Source organism: Butyricimonas sp. Marseille-P3923 (assembly GCF_900184685.1).
GTDB classification, from domain to species: domain Bacteria; phylum Bacteroidota; class Bacteroidia; order Bacteroidales; family Marinifilaceae; genus Butyricimonas; species Butyricimonas muris.
The window spans coordinates 753,553-771,751 of record NZ_FXXL01000007.1 but is presented as its reverse complement, the minus strand read 5'-3'; the positions used below and the strand labels follow the sequence as shown (position 1 = coordinate 771,751).

General features: G+C 40.0%; 16 protein-coding genes. 11 read left to right on the top strand and 5 right to left on the bottom strand.

What is annotated here, in order from left to right; genetic code table 11:
* Positions 1 to 146 precede the first annotated feature (146 nt).
* Positions 147 to 746 carry a GNAT family N-acetyltransferase gene (locus CS948_RS14810; RefSeq protein WP_099292475.1) on the top strand — a complete coding sequence of 200 codons (600 nt, stop codon included), beginning with the start codon at positions 147 to 149 and terminating at the stop codon, positions 744 to 746.
* Between the two features lie 13 nt (positions 747 to 759).
* Here CS948_RS14810 and CS948_RS14805 read toward each other — a convergent pair whose 3' ends face one another.
* From CS948_RS14805 to CS948_RS14795, 3 genes are all read right to left on the bottom strand, one after another.
* A complete protein-coding gene (locus CS948_RS14805) occupies positions 760 to 1,368 on the bottom strand; it encodes a superoxide dismutase (protein WP_099294551.1) in 609 nt (202 codons plus the stop codon).
* Positions 1,369 to 1,688: 320 nt separating this feature from the next.
* Complete coding sequence (locus CS948_RS14800; RefSeq protein ID WP_141560962.1) at positions 1,689 to 2,378, bottom strand: hypothetical protein; 690 nt, start codon at positions 2,376 to 2,378, stop codon at positions 1,689 to 1,691.
* Between the two features lie 26 nt (positions 2,379 to 2,404).
* The gene (locus tag CS948_RS14795; RefSeq protein WP_255302027.1) at positions 2,405 to 4,540 is read right to left on the bottom strand and encodes a TonB-dependent receptor; all 2,136 of its coding nucleotides are present in this window, start codon (positions 4,538 to 4,540) and stop codon (positions 2,405 to 2,407) included.
* Positions 4,541 to 5,347: 807 nt separating this feature from the next.
* Between CS948_RS14795 and CS948_RS14785 the strand changes: the two genes are divergently transcribed.
* From CS948_RS14785 to CS948_RS14775, 3 genes are all read left to right on the top strand, one after another.
* A complete protein-coding gene (locus tag CS948_RS14785; RefSeq protein WP_099292471.1) occupies positions 5,348 to 5,779 on the top strand; it encodes a Fur family transcriptional regulator in 432 nt (143 codons plus the stop codon).
* A gap of 24 nt (positions 5,780 to 5,803) precedes the next feature.
* The gene (locus CS948_RS14780; RefSeq protein ID WP_027202454.1) at positions 5,804 to 6,352 is read left to right on the top strand and encodes an NADH peroxidase; all 549 of its coding nucleotides are present in this window, start codon (positions 5,804 to 5,806) and stop codon (positions 6,350 to 6,352) included.
* A 203-nt stretch (positions 6,353 to 6,555) separates the two neighbouring features.
* Entirely contained in the window at positions 6,556 to 7,140 is a 585-nt protein-coding gene (locus CS948_RS14775; RefSeq protein WP_099292470.1) for an alpha/beta hydrolase, read from the top strand.
* A 47-nt stretch (positions 7,141 to 7,187) separates the two neighbouring features.
* On the opposite strand, the gene thiD is transcribed toward CS948_RS14775, so the two are convergent.
* Positions 7,188 to 7,997 (bottom strand): bifunctional hydroxymethylpyrimidine kinase/phosphomethylpyrimidine kinase, encoded by an 810-nt coding sequence (thiD, locus tag CS948_RS14770; protein ID WP_099292469.1) that lies wholly within the window; start codon positions 7,995 to 7,997, stop codon positions 7,188 to 7,190.
* Between the two features lie 14 nt (positions 7,998 to 8,011).
* A complete protein-coding gene (locus CS948_RS14765) occupies positions 8,012 to 8,719 on the bottom strand; it encodes an SAM-dependent methyltransferase (RefSeq protein ID WP_099292468.1) in 708 nt (235 codons plus the stop codon).
* 74 nt (positions 8,720 to 8,793) lie between these two features.
* On the opposite strand from CS948_RS14765, the gene CS948_RS14760 reads away from it, so the two are divergent.
* The 7 genes from CS948_RS14760 to mltG all read left to right on the top strand — a co-directional run bounded on the left by CS948_RS14760 (position 8,794) and on the right by mltG (position 18,180).
* Positions 8,794 to 9,555 (top strand): MBL fold metallo-hydrolase, encoded by a 762-nt coding sequence (locus tag CS948_RS14760; RefSeq protein WP_099294549.1) that lies wholly within the window; start codon positions 8,794 to 8,796, stop codon positions 9,553 to 9,555.
* A gap of 95 nt (positions 9,556 to 9,650) precedes the next feature.
* Complete coding sequence (gyrA, locus tag CS948_RS14755; protein ID WP_099292467.1) at positions 9,651 to 12,167, top strand: DNA gyrase subunit A; 2,517 nt, start codon at positions 9,651 to 9,653, stop codon at positions 12,165 to 12,167.
* A gap of 43 nt (positions 12,168 to 12,210) precedes the next feature.
* A complete protein-coding gene (locus tag CS948_RS14750) occupies positions 12,211 to 13,455 on the top strand; it encodes a lipopolysaccharide assembly protein LapB (RefSeq protein WP_255302026.1) in 1,245 nt (414 codons plus the stop codon).
* 188 nt (positions 13,456 to 13,643) lie between these two features.
* The gene (locus CS948_RS14745; protein ID WP_099292465.1) at positions 13,644 to 14,453 is read left to right on the top strand and encodes an SDR family oxidoreductase; all 810 of its coding nucleotides are present in this window, start codon (positions 13,644 to 13,646) and stop codon (positions 14,451 to 14,453) included.
* Between the two features lie 298 nt (positions 14,454 to 14,751).
* Positions 14,752 to 16,092: a DUF3078 domain-containing protein gene (locus CS948_RS14740; protein WP_255302025.1), complete on the top strand. Its 1,341-nt coding sequence runs from the start codon at positions 14,752 to 14,754 to the stop codon at positions 16,090 to 16,092.
* Positions 16,093 to 16,096: 4 nt separating this feature from the next.
* Positions 16,097 to 17,143 (top strand): nucleoid-associated protein, encoded by a 1,047-nt coding sequence (locus CS948_RS14735; RefSeq protein ID WP_099292464.1) that lies wholly within the window; start codon positions 16,097 to 16,099, stop codon positions 17,141 to 17,143.
* A gap of 2 nt (positions 17,144 to 17,145) precedes the next feature.
* A complete protein-coding gene (mltG, locus tag CS948_RS14730) occupies positions 17,146 to 18,180 on the top strand; it encodes an endolytic transglycosylase MltG (protein WP_099292463.1) in 1,035 nt (344 codons plus the stop codon).
* The last annotated feature ends 19 nt before the right edge of the window (positions 18,181 to 18,199 follow it).

Sequence of the window (18,199 nt, the reverse complement as noted above, 5' to 3'; positions counted from 1 at the left end):
TTATAGTTTTATGTAATCGGCTATAATTATTATAAGACAATAATTATCTTCGCATATTGAGTATAAATATCGTCTTATGGTACTAATCAATAATTCCTTTGTGTTTATTGGCAGACAAGAGTTGTACTGAAAAAGATCTTTAGTTTATGATATATAAAAACGAAATCATATTACAACCTCTGTTTAATGAAGATATACCCTTGTTTAATAGTTGGCTGAACAAGGAATATATCTACAAATGGTTGTGCCCGAATGGAGAAGAACAAAGAGAGGCTTGGTTGGATGAAGTAAATAATAGAAATGGTAAGTATGATTTTATAAAACATTTTATTATTCACTATAAAGATAGGAAAATAGGGTATTGCCTTTATGCTGATTGTTTCTTTCTGAAAGATTTAGAGGAAGAAGGCCATGATTTTGAGAGCTTGTATAGAGACGTTGTCGAAGAGAACCACACTTATGAAATTGGTTATTTGATTGGTGAAGAAGAGTACCTGAATAAAGGTATCGGCAAAATAGTTATTCAGAAGTTGGAAGAAAAAATCATTGAAATTGGTGGGCGTGAAATATCGGCAGACCCTTCTGAAGAAAACACGTTCTCGATAAAGGCTTTGTTAAGTAATGGGTTTTATAAAAAGAATGATGGAGATTATAGAAAAATAGTTATCGAAAGAGATTCCGGAGAGGCTATAAAAGTCATGAGCGGAAGAATTTTTCTTCCGCTCATGACTAGGTTAAAAGTGTAGTATAGATTATCTTTTATGCCAGTCGTTTGTTTACAACGTCCCAATTGATAATATTCCAATAGTTCTCGATGTATTTCGGGCGAGCGTTCTGAGTGTCCAGATAATAAGCGTGCTCCCAAACATCGATGGTTAATATCGGTTTCTTGCCATGTTTCAATGGGGTATCGGCGTTGCTTGTTTGCATGATTTCCAATTTCCCGTCTTTGTCTACAACCAACCAGCCCCAACCCGAACCAAATAAGGTAGTGGCTGCTTTGGCAAACGCTTCTTTGAAAGCATCAAAGTTCCCGAACGATTTATCTATCAATTCTTTTATTTTTCCGGTAGGAGCAACCTTTGCCGCATTATGCGGTTGGAATGTTTCGAAATAGAAAATATGGTTGTAAGTTTGTGCGGCATTATTGAATATTCCGCCCTCTGATTTGATCACGATACCTTCCAGACACATTTTTTCAAACTCGGTTCCGGCAATCAGGTTGTTCATGTTCGTGATATAGGTAGCAAGGTGTTTACCATAGTGGTATTGAATCGTTCTCTCGCTAATATAGGGTTCTAATGCATTTTCCTTGTAGGGGAGAGCAGGTAATTGAAATTTATTGTCTGCACCTCTTTTGTTGATCATATCAGATGATATCAACACGTCTAAATCTTTAAATTCTTCTGGTTTCATATCCTTATGTTTTAAATTAAACTGTCTTTAAATTTAGTAATTCTAATGGATAGAAACGATAAGTTATAAAAAAAGTTTCATTAATCGGAAGATATTTTTAGAGAATATGAAGATAAAAATGGAAAGAAACCAATAATATAGAGGGGTATCCGACGAAAATACTTAAAAACAAATAATTTAGGAGAAATGCTTAGGAATATATAAAAATGCTATGAAGCGTTTGGAATTTTAAAATTTTCCCCGGCATGTTAGTGGCCGGGGAAAAGTATGAATTAGCGAACAAGGACGGGACCAAATTCTAATTTAGTGATTTTGTTGGAAATGTTCTGTACTGCAGTTGTAACACCGGGTAAAACTTCTTCGGGAATAACTTCTGCTGCTACTAGTATACGGGGAATCATACTAATAATAGTTTTTGCATATGTTGTATTCACATAAAGAGTTAATTTTCCATCTTTGAAGAAATAATTCAAATCAATAGACGCTACTGCTTCGGGAATCATATTATTGGTTATCGTTTTGAAATCCTCACTTTGAGTGCTGATTTTAAGTACAGTTCCCTGTATCTCGTAAGTGGTTTTAATCTTTTGATCTTTCTTGTCTTTAGTGATTAGGATTTCTAATTCACTATCAGATAAAAAATTGATCCCTCTGAAATACTCTTGCATTTGTTGCTTAGCATAAGGTGCTAAAAGTTTTTTTACATCAGCTACTGGAATTTTTCCATCCGGATATAAAACAGCAATTGCAGCTTTTATTTCAGCAGGTAGTATACTAAGGAAATCGCTTATATCAATTTTATTTTCCGCATATTCTAATTCTAAATATACATCACCTTTTGAACCATAATTCCAAACTCCAGTGAGTTCTTCATCACCATCATTTTTGTCATCATCGCTACACGAGAAGCACACGAATGCTGCAAATAACACAGCTACTAAATACATTAATTTGTTTTTCATACTAGATTAATTAAAAGATTTGTCATTTAAATTTTAATGGTTATCGATGCCCCGAATCGTGATGGAGCTCCGGATTGACCGGAATTCAGGTATTCGGGTAAGTTTTTGCCTACCGGACTGTTGAACATGTAGCAGAAAAAGGCTTTATTCAAGATATTTTTCCCCCACACGTGAAAGTCTATGTATTTCCCTGAAACGCCAAAATTCATATTCCACAAGAAATAAGGATTTTGTTTCAAGGTATTTGCTTCGTCGAAATATTGTTTGCCAAAACCTGTCACGGAAGTCGTTGCCATGAAAGACTGAAATAAAGGTGTTTTCACTTTCTTTTGGTAAGAGAATCCCGTGTTCAACGTAAATTCCGGAGCCATCACGATTTTATTACCCTCGTATGCTTTAGTCAAATGGTGATAGTACTCGGAATTACTGTACCCTGATGAAAGAAAATAGGTGAGGTGAGGCATGCATTCCCATGTCAGATCCATTTCCGCACCGAAACTACGTGCATCTCCGGCGTTCTTTATGATCGGTCCCATCATCTCCATCACGAAGATTTGCTGATCTTTCCAATCAATATAAAAAATAGCGGCATTCACGTTGAAACGTCCGTTTTGGCTGAAATACTTTGTCCCGATCTCGTAATTCCAAAGGGTTTCCTTATCATACTCCAATTTTACGACCTGCGAGGTCATATCATTCGCTATGATATTATAGCCTCCCGCTTTGTATCCCTTGGCTATGCTGGCATAAGCCGATAGTTGCCCGTTCCACTTTTTCAACACGGAGAATTTCGGCAGCCAAGCGCTGTACGAGTTATCTTCCTCCCAATCATGGAACCCAGAAAAGCTGTTTGCCTTGTGGAATAACAAGCTATCCTTGTAATCGAGTGATGCCTTCTCGTAATCATATCGTAATCCCACGGTGACAAATACACCGGGAAGCAGATTTTTTAGAGTGACTTGCCCGTAACCTGCGATACCCCACGTACTCGTGTTATTGTAATACAACGTCTTATCCAAATCCAAGGGGAGCAATAAATGGCGTTCAGTCCCGAAAGTAGCCAGATAATCGTTCGTCAAATCTTTGTAGAAACCGAATGTCCCGACAGTCCAATCCAATTTTTCACTCTCGGTGGACTGGTAATTGATCTCTTGTGTAACCAAGTTCTGCTTTGATTTTTTCCCGTTTCGGAACACGTCATGAAATGTAAAATCGGCATCCAATTCCTGCTTGTCTTTTGTCCATGAATAGGAGGTAATCCAGCTTAATGTCGTTCGGTCAAAAGTTTTCCGTGCGTTCACGTGGGCGGAAGCCAAGTCCCGTTTGTAAGAAGCATCGGCATCATAATTCACCCGGTAGCGATGTACTTTCAGTGAATCAATAGCATGATAGGCGTATCCGTCATCAAAACTATGATTATAATTTATGCCTAAAGCCACTTGCCAAGTATCATTCGTGTATAATTGTCCTTGATAGCGCAAGTTGTAAGAATCGGATTTATTGGTTTTTCCTCCCGTGAAATCGTTCTTGAAATACCCGTCTGTTCGGTTGTAAGAAAAAGACAATTTATTGTATACTACATTCCGGACGGGCAGATTTGCCGTTACCATGTAGTTCTGGGAGTTATAACTCGAAACCCCGGCTTTTGCCTGTAGGGTAAGTTTCGAGGCGGGGGGATTGGTTCTGATATTTATCAACCCGATAATACTATTTCTCCCGTACAGAGTGGTTTGCGGACCTCTCAGTACCTCGATCTGTTTAATATCATATAGATCGAAAATAAAGGCGTTCTTGTCAAAGACCGGAACTCCATCCACGTATAAGCCCACGGGCGGCGTTCCCGAAACGGTTCCTATTCCGCGCACGTAAAGCGGGGTGGAGAGTTTTAACCCACCTTCCTGCATGTAAAAATTGGGAATCATACCCGACAGATTACGCAAATCTGGTGTATTTTCATTCAGCAGATTTTTTCCCGAAATAACACTAAGTGCGACAGGAATTTCGCTGATAGACAATTCTCTTTTCTCGGCGGTGATAGTCACTTCCTGCAATTGTTTGATAGCGCTAAAAGTGGTATCATCCGACTGCATTACCTGTGAACGTTGGGCTGATAAAGAACCGCAAATTGTCATAAATAGCAAAGAGCTATATAATTTTCGCATATTTTTATCAATGATTAAATTGTTTGATGTGTCAATCATTTGTCCTAAGTTAAATACATAACGGACACTATAAAATACAGACACGTCGGGGGTGCCCTTAACGTTTTCAAGGTTAGACACGGAGCCTTGGATTCCGCGGGGGGAGTATAATATAGTCGCTCCGGACTATCAATACGCGGGATAAATATTTTCTTGACTTCAGTTTTTGTTTGTTTTTCATGTACTTCCTCATAATGGAGTACGTGATTACCGGTTAAATTATAAAAATGAACCGTATTCCCCGGAAGCGCTTCCGGGAGCTTTGTTTGTTCTTTCGGGTAGAAACATACCACGAAAAAAGCCGAAACAAGCAAGTAGACAAATATATTAACCGATGGTCCTATGAAAAACATGATGCAAATCTATAAAAATATTTCAAGTGTAATACAAAAAGTTGAATATTTCAATGTATTCGTAATAAGTATTGTTTCTAGTGTTAATCAAGGGTTATTTCGGGGTTATCTTTGCTCAACTTACTTACAAATCAGTTTTAACCCTCTTACAAGTATCCCGTTTAGTGATGTTGTAAGCGGGGTATAAGTGTTTCGTAAAGGGTGTGAGGTTTTATTACCCGGGGATAACCCTAGATTAAAGTTGGATAATCCATTGGTAAGCAATATACTTATTTATCTCTGTTGAACAGAAGCGTGAAACGTTAAAATTGGAATGGTTCTAAATTATAGTAAAATCAACAAGAAGATGTTGCGATTATAAAAAAGATAACGATATTTGCACTCGATATAATTTTGTAACAATTACAAATTAGCAATGAGTACAATTCAAGATACGAGAGAGTACATGCTACAATATGATATTAAACCGTCCGTACAACGAATGGCTATCATGGAATATCTCATGAAGAATAGGGTGCATCCCACGGCTGACGAGATATACGGGGCTTTGTACCCGACGATGCCTACTTTGTCGAAAACGACCGTGTACAATACTATGCGGTTGTTCATGGAGCAAGGTGCGATAAAAGCTCTCGTGATTGATGAAAAGAATGTTCGGTTTGACGTAGACACGAGCGATCATGCTCATTTCATGTGTTTAGGATGCGGGTGCGTGTACGACATCCCGATCGAGAACCGAGAAGCAATCGTGTTGGACGGGGTAGGAGAATTGCTCATCACGGAAACACACCTTTATTATAAAGGGTATTGCAAAAAATGCGCGGAAGAAAAAGGAAAAATCATATAATTAATAATTAAAACAAAGTGCGTTATGAAAAAATTTATTTGTACAGTATGTGGCTATGTTCACGAGGGAGATGAAGCTCCAGAATTTTGTCCTCAATGTAAACAACCGAAGAGCAAATTTAAAGAATTGGTAGAAACCGAGGGAGCGTTGACTTTTGTTGACGAGCATCGTTTAGGCGTTGCCAAAGGCGTTGACCCGGAAGTTTTGGAAGGATTAAGAGCTCATTTTAACGGGGAATGTTCTGAAGTCGGGATGTACTTGGCAATGAGTCGTCAAGCAGATCGTGAAGGTTACCCGGAGATCGCTGAAGCATTCAAACGTTACGCGTGGGAAGAAGCGGAACATGCTGCCAAATTTGCCGAGTTGCTGGGAGAATGCGTGTGGGATACCAAAACGAACTTGAAAAAACGTATGGAAGCAGAGGCAGGAGCCTGCGAGGATAAAAAACGGATCGCTACTTTAGCTAAAAAGTTGGATTTGGACGCAATCCACGATACTGTTCACGAGATGTGCAAAGACGAGGCACGCCACGGGAAAGGGTTTGAAGGACTTTACAACCGGTATTTTAAATAATCAAGGCAAAGCCTTGATGTTGCAGGTTACAGGTTCACGAGTTACAAGTTGTTTTATAAAACTTTTAATTTGTTGATTTGTAATTCATAACAAAAATCTATTTGGTAACTCGAATAGATTTTTGTTTTTTTATACTTTGCTAGTGTAACTTTGCTTATTCACTCTCCGTATTAAAGAGCAAATTCACTTAACATGGAAATTGTATGAGAACTTATAGATGCGAAGACGTCACTTTAACAGATAAAGGCATAGACAGCAAAGGATGGTTGTGTAACCCACAAGAAAAAGGGAGAAAACCGGCAATCATTGTTTTAGGACCCAAAAATACGTCAAATACCCCGGTATCATTACAATATGCCACTAGACTGGCAAATTACGGTTACGTTGTATTGGGGTTGGAAGAAACTCAAAACGTGAGAGCCGCTATTGATTACTTGAGTTTAAAGGACGAGGTTGATCCGGATAAATTATACGCTATCGGTATTTGTAACGGTACCAACGAGGTGTTGGCAGGTACGGAAGCGGATAAACGATTAAAAGCGATAGCCCTCGTGTCCGGTTGTTACAAGCGGAAAGAGGCTTCCAAAGTAAAAATACCTACCATTGTTATTCATGGCGGTGAAAACGAGAAAGAATATCAAGCGGCTCAACGCGTGTATGACACGATTCGAGCGGAAGAGAAGTTAGCGATTTGGGAAGGTTCTGTGACTCATGCCCAATATTTTGATGACCCGCTCGTGCTGGATAAAACAGTACGTAATGTATTCCGTTGGTTTAAAACACATTGACAACCACACTATATATTTCGAGGGGCTGCAATTGCGGCCCCTCGATTTCATTCCCACCACTTGTAAAAATGATGAACAGCCCCGTGTCCATGCCCGATCCGGTAATTCGCGGCAGCTTCTATTGCCCCATGCAAGTAATTAATAGCAGCTTGCACGGCCTCTTCCATGGAGTAATCGTGAGCGAGATACGCGGCAACGGCGGATGATAGTGAACATCCCGTACCATGCGTGTTCACCGTATTGATTTTTTTCATGGTGTACCGGTATTCCCGATCGTTCTTGTAATCAACCAGCACATCGGTTATTTCCTCGCATTCCAGATGTCCTGCTTTCAAGAGAATATTGCTGGCTCCGATATTCTTCATTTTAGGGATGGAAGCGTACAGGTCTTCCTGCGTGTTAATCTTCATTCCGGACAGTATTTCAATCTCGAACGTGTTCGGGGTAATCACGGAGGCAAGCGGGAAAAGTTCCTGTTGAAGCACCGCGATGGCCTCTCGCTGAACGAGAAGATCACCGGAAGTTGCTACCATAACCGGATCAACCACGATATGTTTTACAGGATAATCCTGCAATACTTTTACTATCGCGCGAATGACATCAACAGAATGTAACATACCGATTTTCACGGCATCAGCACCGATATCATCCAGACAAGCCCGTATCTGTGCTTCAATAACATGAACGGGGAGAGGCTCTATGGCTTTCACTCCCACGGTATTTTGAGCGGTTACGGCAGTTATGGCAGTCATGGCAAAACAACCACAAGCGGAGATCGCTTTCAAGTCGGCTTGAATTCCGGCTCCGCCTCCGCTATCCGAACCGGCTATGGATAAAACTCTTTTATAAGTCTTCATCGTAATTTGAATAATTAGAATGGTCTGGCGTACAGGATAAAGATAGTCGGACGCTTGTTGATGTCCGGTTTAACATGTTTCCAGTCCTTGATTTGCATTGTTTTTATATACTCGTTTTTTGTCGTGATATCACAAGCTACTGTGAGGCGTGTCACGGGAGAGAGAGAAGACACGATATCCTCGAATAGTTGCAGGTTGCGATAGGGTGTTTCAATAAATATCTGGGTACGGTTTTCTGCCGCGGATTGCTTCTCGTAAGTTTTCAGACTTTTTACTCGTTCCGAACGATTGACGGGAAGATAGCCGTTGAAAGAAAAATTCTGACCGTTGCACCCGGAAGCAATAAGCGCGAGCAGGATGGAGGAGGGACCGACAAGCGGCACCACTTGATAGTTGTGGCGATGTGCCAGCGCTACCAGTTCTGCCCCCGGATCAGCGATACCGGGACATCCGGCCTCTGATATAATACCCACGTCGTTGTCTTTCAAATAAGGTATATACGCCTCAATATCCTTGATGTCCGAATGTTCGTTCAGATCCAGAAAAGTCAGTTCATCGATGTGAATTGTTTTGTCTATTTTTTTCAAGTATCGACGGGTGTTTTTGACATTTTCCGTGGCAAAAATCCGGATACTTTTGATCGTGTCGATCACATCACGGGGAATAACCCCCTCGACTGTTGTTTCCCCTAGCAAATTAGGAAGCAAATATAATTTTCCCATAAATAAAATGTTTGCGGCAAATATACGGGATTATTCCGAATCTTATTAATTTCGCGATAAATAGTTGTGAACGGATGAAAGTTACGATACTAGGAAGTGGAACTTCGCAGGGCGTGCCTGTTATCGCTTGCGAATGTGATGTTTGTCGCTCGACCGACGAACACGATAAACGATTGCGGAGTTCCGTAATGATTGATATAGAGGACAAGAAATTAATCATTGATGCCGGACCCGATTTCCGGACCCAAATGCTGCAAGCGCAAGTGAAGGACGTGAGGGCATTACTGCTGACACATGAACACAAGGATCATATCGGGGGATTGGATGATATACGGGCATTTAACTGGGTGAAACAAGGTGGGGTTGACGTCTATTGTAATTATTTGACCATGAAAGCTGTTCGTAAAGATTACGATTACGCTTTCGCTAAATTCAAGTACCCGGGAGTCCCGGAAATGAATATACACGTGGTGGACGAGGAACCTTTTCTGATTGACGATATCGAGGTTATTCCGATCACGGTCATGCATTACAAACTGCCGGTCACGGCGTTTCGTATCGCTAACTTCGCGTATGTTACCGATGCCAATTATATCCCGGAGGAAAGTATGAAGAAACTGGAAGGGGTAGAATATCTTGTAATCAACGCCCTGCGGAAAGAGCCGCATCTATCGCATTTTACCTTGGGACAGGCTTTGGAGGTGGTGAAACGACTGAACGTGAAGCAGGCATACATCACGCATATCGGGCATCAAATGGGGTTACACGGTGACGTTTCGGGTGAATTACCGGATAACGTGAAGCTGGCACACGATATGTTAGTTTTTGAATTGTGAATATTGCGGGGAAAAAATTTCCTTTAATTCATCGTTTTTATTACATTTGTGGGATTTTGGGAATAATGAATTAAAAGAGTAATTTAATATTATAAATGGAAAACGTCGGAGAAAAAATTATTAAGATCAACATCGAGGAGGAGATGAAATCTTCGTACATTGACTATTCAATGTCGGTGATCGTGTCGCGTGCATTGCCTGATGTTAGGGACGGTTTGAAACCGGTACAGAGAAGGGTATTGTTTGGAATGAGCGAATTAGGTGTAACATCCGGTAAGCCATTCAAAAAGTCAGCGAGAATCGTGGGAGAGGTACTCGGAAAGTATCATCCTCACGGGGATAGCTCGGTGTACATGGCAATGGTGCGTATGGCTCAAAGATGGTCTTTGCGTTACCCGTTGGTGGACGGGCAAGGTAACTTCGGGTCTGTGGACGGGGATAGTCCTGCTGCCATGCGTTACACGGAGGCTCGCTTAATGAAGATTTCTGAAGATATTCTGGCTGATTTGGATAAGGATACGGTAAACATGATACCGAACTTTGACGAATCGTTGAAAGAACCGAGTGTTATGCCGACCAAGATACCTTTATTATTAGTGAACGGAGCTTCCGGTATCGCGGTGGGTATGGCAACGAATATGGCACCTCATAACGTGGGTGACACGGTAGACGCTATTTGTGCTTATATAGATGATAACGATATCGAAATTGATGACCTGATACGGATAATCAAAGCCCCGGATTTCCCCACGGGTGGAACAATTTACGGGTACAATGGGGTGCGGGAGTCCTACCACACGGGAAGAGGACGTATTATTGTGCGCTCTAAAACATCCATAGAAACGACTCCCCACGGACGGGAAAAAATCATCGTGCATGAAATCCCTTACATGGTGAATAAAGCCGAATTGATTTCCCGTATTGCCGATTTGGTAAATGAAAAGAAGATTGACGGTATTTCGAATATCAACGACGAATCTGACCGGAGTGGTATGCGTATCGTGATTGACCTGAAAAAAGACGCGATAGCCAACGTGGTATTGAACACCTTGTTAAAACATACAGCTCTTCAAACTTCTTTCGGGGTAAATAATATTGCTTTGGTTGGAGGACGCCCTCGGCTATTGAACTTGAAAGATTTGATACGTTTGTTCGTGGAGCATCGCCATGAAGTGGTAATTCGCCGTACGCAATTTGAATTGAAACAAGCGGAAGACCGGGCTCATATTCTGGAAGGATTAATTATAGCCAGTGACCATATAGATGAAGTTATTCGTATTATTCGCGCATCCAAAACACCGGATGAAGCGAGAAATACTTTAATGGAAACTTTCTCTTTAACGGAAATTCAGGCACGGGCCATAGTGGAAATGAGATTGCGCCAATTAACGGGGCTTGAGCAAGACAAACTGAGAGCGGAATATAATGATTTACTCAAGTTAATCGAGCACTTGAAGGAAATTTTGGCTAGCGTGGAACTGAGAATGCAAATCATTAAAGATGAACTTTTACAAGTAAAGGCTCAGTATAATGACGAGCGTAGAACCGATATCGTGTACGCTTCCGAGGAGTTTAACCCCGAAGATTTCTATGCAGATGAAGCAGTGGTCATCACGATTTCTCATATGGGATATATCAAGCGTACCCCGCTTTCCGAGTACAAGGTACAAAATAGAGGAGGGGTAGGGTCCAAAGGCTCCGCGACTCGTGACGAGGATTTCCTCGAACACATGATTATGGCGACAATGCATAATACCATGTTGTTCTTTACCGAAAAAGGAAAGTGTTTCTGGCTGAAAGTTTGGGAAATCCCGGAAGGCTCGAAACAATCGAAAGGTCGGGCAATACAGAACCTGTTGAATATAGAGCCGGACGATAAAGTAAAAGCATATATCAACACGCTGGATTTAAAAGAAAGCGATTATATTAACAGCAATTACATCGTGTTATGCTCCAAGCAGGGTATTGTCAAGAAAACCACGTTGGAAGCCTATTCTCGTCCGAGAGCAAACGGTGTGAACGCAATCACGATTAAAGACGGGGACCAACTATTAGATGCCAAATTGACTAACGGCGAAAATGATATCATGATAGCCGTGAAATCCGGTAAAGCGATTCGTTTCCCGGAAGCAAAAGTGCGTCCCATGGGTAGAACGGCATCCGGTGTTAGAGGTATCACCCTGGATAGTGAAAAAGATGAAGTAGTTGGCATGATTTGTGTTGAACCGAACAAAGCAGACGTGTTGGTTGTTTCTGAAAACGGATATGGAAAACGCTCTAGCATAGAAGACTATCGAATCACGAATCGTGGTGGCAAGGGAGTGAAAACCATTAACATGACAGATAAAACGGGAGAATTAATCGCGCTATTGGATGTTACGGATGAAGATAACTTGATGATTATTAATAAATCCGGCTTGACTATCCGACTTGACGTGAGTACGTTGCGAGTAATGGGACGTAACACTCAAGGAGTGAGATTGATTAATTTGCGGAACGATGACGCTATAGCCGCCGTCGCGAAGGTTTCAGCTTCAAAAGAAGAAGAGGGACAGGAAGAAGGGCAGGAGAGTACGAATGTAGAGGAAGCCGGAGAAAATAACGAGGAATAATTATTTACAAATGATATCTAATTGGAACACAAATTTTAAACGTATGAGAAAACTAACTTTTATCATTGCCCTTCTGCTTTGCGTGAACGTGTCTTTCGCGCAAATGGGAAAAGTGACATCTGCTGTTAGCTTTTACACGCAGGGAAAGCTAGATAAAGCAAAAGAGTTAATTGATGAAGCTATCGGACATGAGAAATGTGTAAATAACCCGAAAGCACACTTCGTGAGAGGACAGATTTATCAAGGTATCTTCGAGAGTCAAGATGAAAATTTCAAGAAATTATCTAAAGACCCGCTTCCGATTGTTTGGGAATCTTTCCAAAAGGTAATACAATTGGATGATAAGAAAAAATTTGAAAAAGACTTGAAGGCTCAATTCGCCAATCTTGTTATTGATTTCACTAATCAAGGTATCATATGTTATAACGAAGGTACCAAAGTGGAAGATGCACAAGGAGCTGAAGCGGCTAAAAGTTATTTCCAAGCAGCCTTCGATAATTTCAAAAAGACTTTGGACCTCAATGTTTCTCCTTATGGAACCCAAAAAGTGGATACTGCCGTAATCTATAACGCGGGTGTTGCCGCTCATAAAGCCGGTAACGTGGATGAAGCTATCGAGTATTACAAAAAGTCTATGGAATTGGGTTACGAGGCAAACAGAATTTATGCCATGTTAGCCAGTATCTATTTAGGCAGAAGCCGCGAAGCCAAAGAAGCCGGGGATTCAATTACCGCTAAAGCAATTCAAGAAGAAGCAGTTAAGTATTTGCAAGAGGGACACAAATTATTCCCGAATGACGAATACATGTTGATAGAGCTTATCAATTATTATCTGATGGGAGATACCCCAGCGAAAGCTGAAGAATTTTTGGATGCAGCAATCAGACTGGAGCCGAATAAACCTGATTATTACCGTGCCAAAGGTCAATTATACGAGAAAATAAACCAACCTGATAAAGCAGAACAAATGTATATCAAGACGTTGGAATTGAAACCGGATGATTTCTTTGCACAGTATAACTTGGGAAATATCCAGTTGAACCGCGTAATTGAAGCGCACAAGATTGTTATGGATATCGTTGATGTTAAGGAATATAACGCAGAACTTGCCAAGATTATGGACCAATACGAGGCTGTGGTTCCTTATTTTGAAAGAGCTTTAGAATTACAACCGAACGACAAAAATACTTTGGTTACTTTGAAAGAATTGTATTATCGTTTGCAAGCTAGTAAAAAGCAATATGAAAGCAAGTACAATGATACAATGTCTAAGATTAATAACCTGTAATACATTTATTTAAAAGAAAAGGGATGTTTTTCCCTTTTCTTTTTTATATATTCAACTTATCATAATATGAATTATAAAACATTTGTATAACAATCTTTTTTCTTATAGAGATTGTTTATTCTTTTAAACTTGTTATTATATTTGTAAGTTAAAACGAGGAAATTCTAAATATCTAAGAAACAAGATTCATGCAAAACAAAGTGGTGATTATTACAGGTGCATCTTCCGGTATTGGTAAAGCGTTGGTTTATGAATTTGCCAGACGCGGAGCCAAAATTTCCATGGGTGCCAGAAATATAGACGAATTGAAAAAAATTGAGGATGACTTGAAAGCCAGTGGAACGGAAATACTTTCCGTACAGACGGACGTCACCCGTGAAACGGATTGTAAAAATCTGATAGAGAAAACTCACGAGCGTTTTGGCAGAATTGATGTCCTTGTGAATAACGCGGGAATTTCCATGCGCGCTCTATTTGAAGATTTGGAAATAGATGTTATACGTCGCTTAATGGATGTCAATTTTTGGGGAACCGTGTATTGTACGAAATATGCATTACCTTATTTATTACAGGCAAAAGGTAGTTTGGTCGGTATTATCTCCGTGGCAGGCTTCCTCGGTTTACCGGGAAGAACCGGATATTCAGCTAGTAAATTTGCTGTTCGCGGATTCTTGAACACGTTACGTGTCGAGAACTTGAAAAAAGGTTTGCACGTACTTGTTGCCGCCCCGGGATTTACGGCATCCAATATTCGTAAAACCGCTTTAGTTGCTGACGGTAGTCAACAAGGTGACAGTCCAAGAGCCGAAAATAAAATGATGAGTGCAGAAAGATGCGCTCAAATCATTGTAAATGGGGTTGTTAAGCGAAAACGTGAAATTATTATGACGTTGGTTGAAGGAAAAATATCCGTGTTCTTGAGTAAATGGTTCCCTAGCTTGCTAGATAAACTTGCTTATAGCCATATGGCAAAAGAGCCGAATTCTCCATTCAAATGACAAGTTAGTTTATCTCATGAGGTTTGTTGTTGTTATAATTATTATTTTTGCCCTATCCCAGAATACGCTTTTTGCACAACAAAAGATGGACTCTCGGGTTATAACGGTACGTCCCTCGTGTATTTTACCGGTCAAACATACTCGAGCTGACTCTCTTTATCATACAAGACCTCAGATAAGATATGCGTATAAACAATTGAAAAACACTCATATAAGTAATCCAGCAACTCGATACGCCCTGGAGAATCTAAAGAAGGAGCGATTAAAGTACTATGAACTTAACCGGGCAATTAGTACGTTGAGAGATTACGCTGAAAACGAACATATTAAATATATGCTCGATTACGTGAGGAGTTATTTCAAAACAGTACAGGCAAAGGAAGAAGCTATCAAAAGAATACAGGAACGCATATCGAAAGATAGTGTTGATTTTTACAAACAACATCCGGACTTGGATTCATTACGTTTGCTGGACTCTGCCCGGTATGATATATTTCTAAACCCAAATCTAGAAGCGCTTGTAGCATTCATGGAACAAGATGAAAACTATCAATGGATGAAAGAGAAAAGTCGTGATTCTGTTCTGGTTTCCGTGCTGGGAGTATCCAAGTGTTCTAAAAATATTTGGTTGAACACGGGACGTACGGAGTATCATCGTTTAATGACAGAAAATTTCCGTGGAGATACGATTAGCGGTTGGATAAAAATCCTACCCGATGGTAAACAAATGAAGTTCTTTTTGGATGGAGATGTTTATCAAACCAAGAAATTCGCCATATTGCATGAACCGCACGAGGAACCGTTGCTCATGGCATCCGATTCGATCTATTTTGTTCTTGCTGAGATGAAAATCGGGACACTCAAAAGACGGCATTGGACTTATTATTCTGATGTTTCGTTATCTTTCGGACAAGGTTTTATTAGTGACAATTGGGCAAGTGGCGGTGAAAGTTCTCTATCTATTCTCTCTGATTTAAAGTATTTTATTAATTATAAAAAGAAAACCACGACATGGGAAAATTCATTCCGTTATCGTTTGGGGGCGCTGAAAAGCGGAAGCGAGGAATTGAGTAAAAATGAAGATAAATTAGAGATACAATCAAAAGTCGGTGTAAAAGCTTTCAGGCATTGGAATTATGCCACGCAGTTTGATTTGAATACCGTTCTGTTTAATTCTTACAATACTTCGGATAGGGAAACCGTGATTGCCAATTTTTTGTCACCTTGTAATTTTACGTTATCTTTGGGTTTGGACTTTAAGCCCAAGGATAATATTTCATTGTACCTCTCTCCTATTGCCGGACAATGGGTATACGTACGGGATACAAATAAAGTGGATGTAACCCGGTATGGTATTGAGGCAGGGAAAAGATATAAAAGTGATGCCGGTGCCAAGATAGAATTGAAGAACAAACATTCTCTCTTTAATTTTCTTGACATAGACAATCACTTGATGTTATTCTCAAGTTATTACGAGCAACCGGAAAAACTGACGGTTGACTGGCGTCTGACATTGAAATTCAAGATAAATTATTTCATGCAGACTTCGATATACGCCAACGCGGTGTATAATCAAAACGATTCGAAAAAAATACAGTTTAAAGAAACATTGAATTTAGGAGTACATTTTAGATTTTAGCATTATGATGAACTTTGATACTTGCGAGATAAATAATATCGTGATTCACGATATCGGAAATAAATACGAGGATGGTCAGATACGCCTTTCCGAGTCATGTTTTCTGCCGGATGACGCGGATGTACACGGCCTATTGAAAAGTTATTTCCTCTCCCCTTTCAAGAAAGACGCTTATTATCATTTCGCTCCCGTGGAGGACGACTTGTATAATAATCTGGTATATAGCACCGTAAGTTCTGTTTTTGAAGATGAATCCAACTTGTACGAGGCTTCCGTGAATATCGCGCAACATTTGTTTGACCAATCCAATCATCCGAATATCAAGGCGGGAGAACTCTATATGGTACATTTCAAAAACTGTGTGCTGGAAGAAGGTCCTTGTGATGCCGTTGGTATCTTCAAGTCCGAAACAAAAGATACTTTCTTGAAAATTATTCTTAACGAGAATAGTTACCAGCTTGAAAGTGAGCGAGGTATTAATATCAAGAAATTGGATAAAGCCTGTCTGGTATTCAATGTTGACGGGGAAAACGGTTATCGGGTAAGCATTCTCGATAAAACGAACTCCTCGGAAGCTGTTTATTGGACGACTGATTTCTTGGGGTTGGAACAATGTGATGATAACTATTTCCAGACATCCAACTACTTGAAACTTTGCAAAGATTTCGTGCAAGAGGTTTATAATCAAGAAAATGATATCCCGAAAGCAGACCAGATTGATATGTTGAATCGTTCGATAGATTATTTTAAAAAGGCAGACGTGTTTAACGAGAACCTTTTCAAGGATGAAGTTGTCAATGATCCACAGATAATCAATGCTTTCGAAGATTTCAAAAATTATTACGAGGAAAAGAACGAATTGTCTTTAAAAGACCAGTTCGATGTTTCCAACAGCGCGGTTAAAGATGAAAAGAGATTCTTCAAGCATATATTGAAATTGGATAAGAATTTTCACGTGTATATACACGGGCAAAAGAAATATATTGAAAAAGGATATGATTCCGCCCGTGATATGAATTACTATAAATTATATTTCAGGGAAGAAAACTAATTATGAGTAAGATAGTAAAAAGAATTCTTGTATTTGTTATAATAATCATGGCGTTAGTGGCTGTCATGGGTGGAATCGGTTATTATTACGTGTTCTCCCCTAATACTGTCGTGACAGATGATGGAATTCTTTATATCCGGGATAGTAATTCTGTCGCTCAAGTGTTTAAAATACTGCGAAGCCGGGGATACATCAAGAATCCCAACACCCTCAGTAGCGTGGCGAAACTGAAGAAGTTTTCTTCTTCTGTAAAATCCGGAAAATATAAAATCCGTGATGGAATGAACAACAACGAACTGGTTAATATGTTTCGGGCGGGAAATCAAGTTCCGGTTCATTTTACCTTTAATAATATGCGGACTATTGAAGAGTTTGCCGATGAAGCTCAAGAAGAATTGGCTGTTTCCAAAGATGAATTAATGGCTTTACTGACAGATTCGGACGTTCTCGCGGAATTAGGGTTCAATTCGAATACCATTTTGGCGATGTTTATTCCAAATACGTACGAGATTTATTGGAATATCTCGGCCATAGATTTGCTAAAACGGATGAAAAAAGAATATGCCCGCTTCTGGAATGAAAACCGTATGGCAAAAGCCAGAGAAATAGGATTAAGTCCCGAAGAGGTGATCACGTTAGCTTCAATTATAGAAGAAGAGACTGTAAAGGCAGAAGAATACCCTGTCATCGCCGGAGTTTACATGAACAGATTAAACAAAGGAATAAAATTAGATGCTTGTCCCACGTTGAAATTCGTGCTCGGTGATTTCACGATCAGCCGTATTCTGGACCGTCATATGCAAATAGATTCTCCTTATAATACTTATATGTATGCCGGACTGCCCCCTGGTCCTATTCGTATGGCTTCAATAAAAGTTATAGATAGTGTTCTGAATTACCAGAAACACGATTATTTATTCTTTTGCGCGAAAAGTGATTTTTCCGGTTACCATAATTTCTCCCGTACACTTCGGCAACACAATGCCTATGCCCGGGAGTACCATCGAGAGTTGAATAAACGCAAGATATGGAAGTAGAAAGAAAATCTAAAATTGA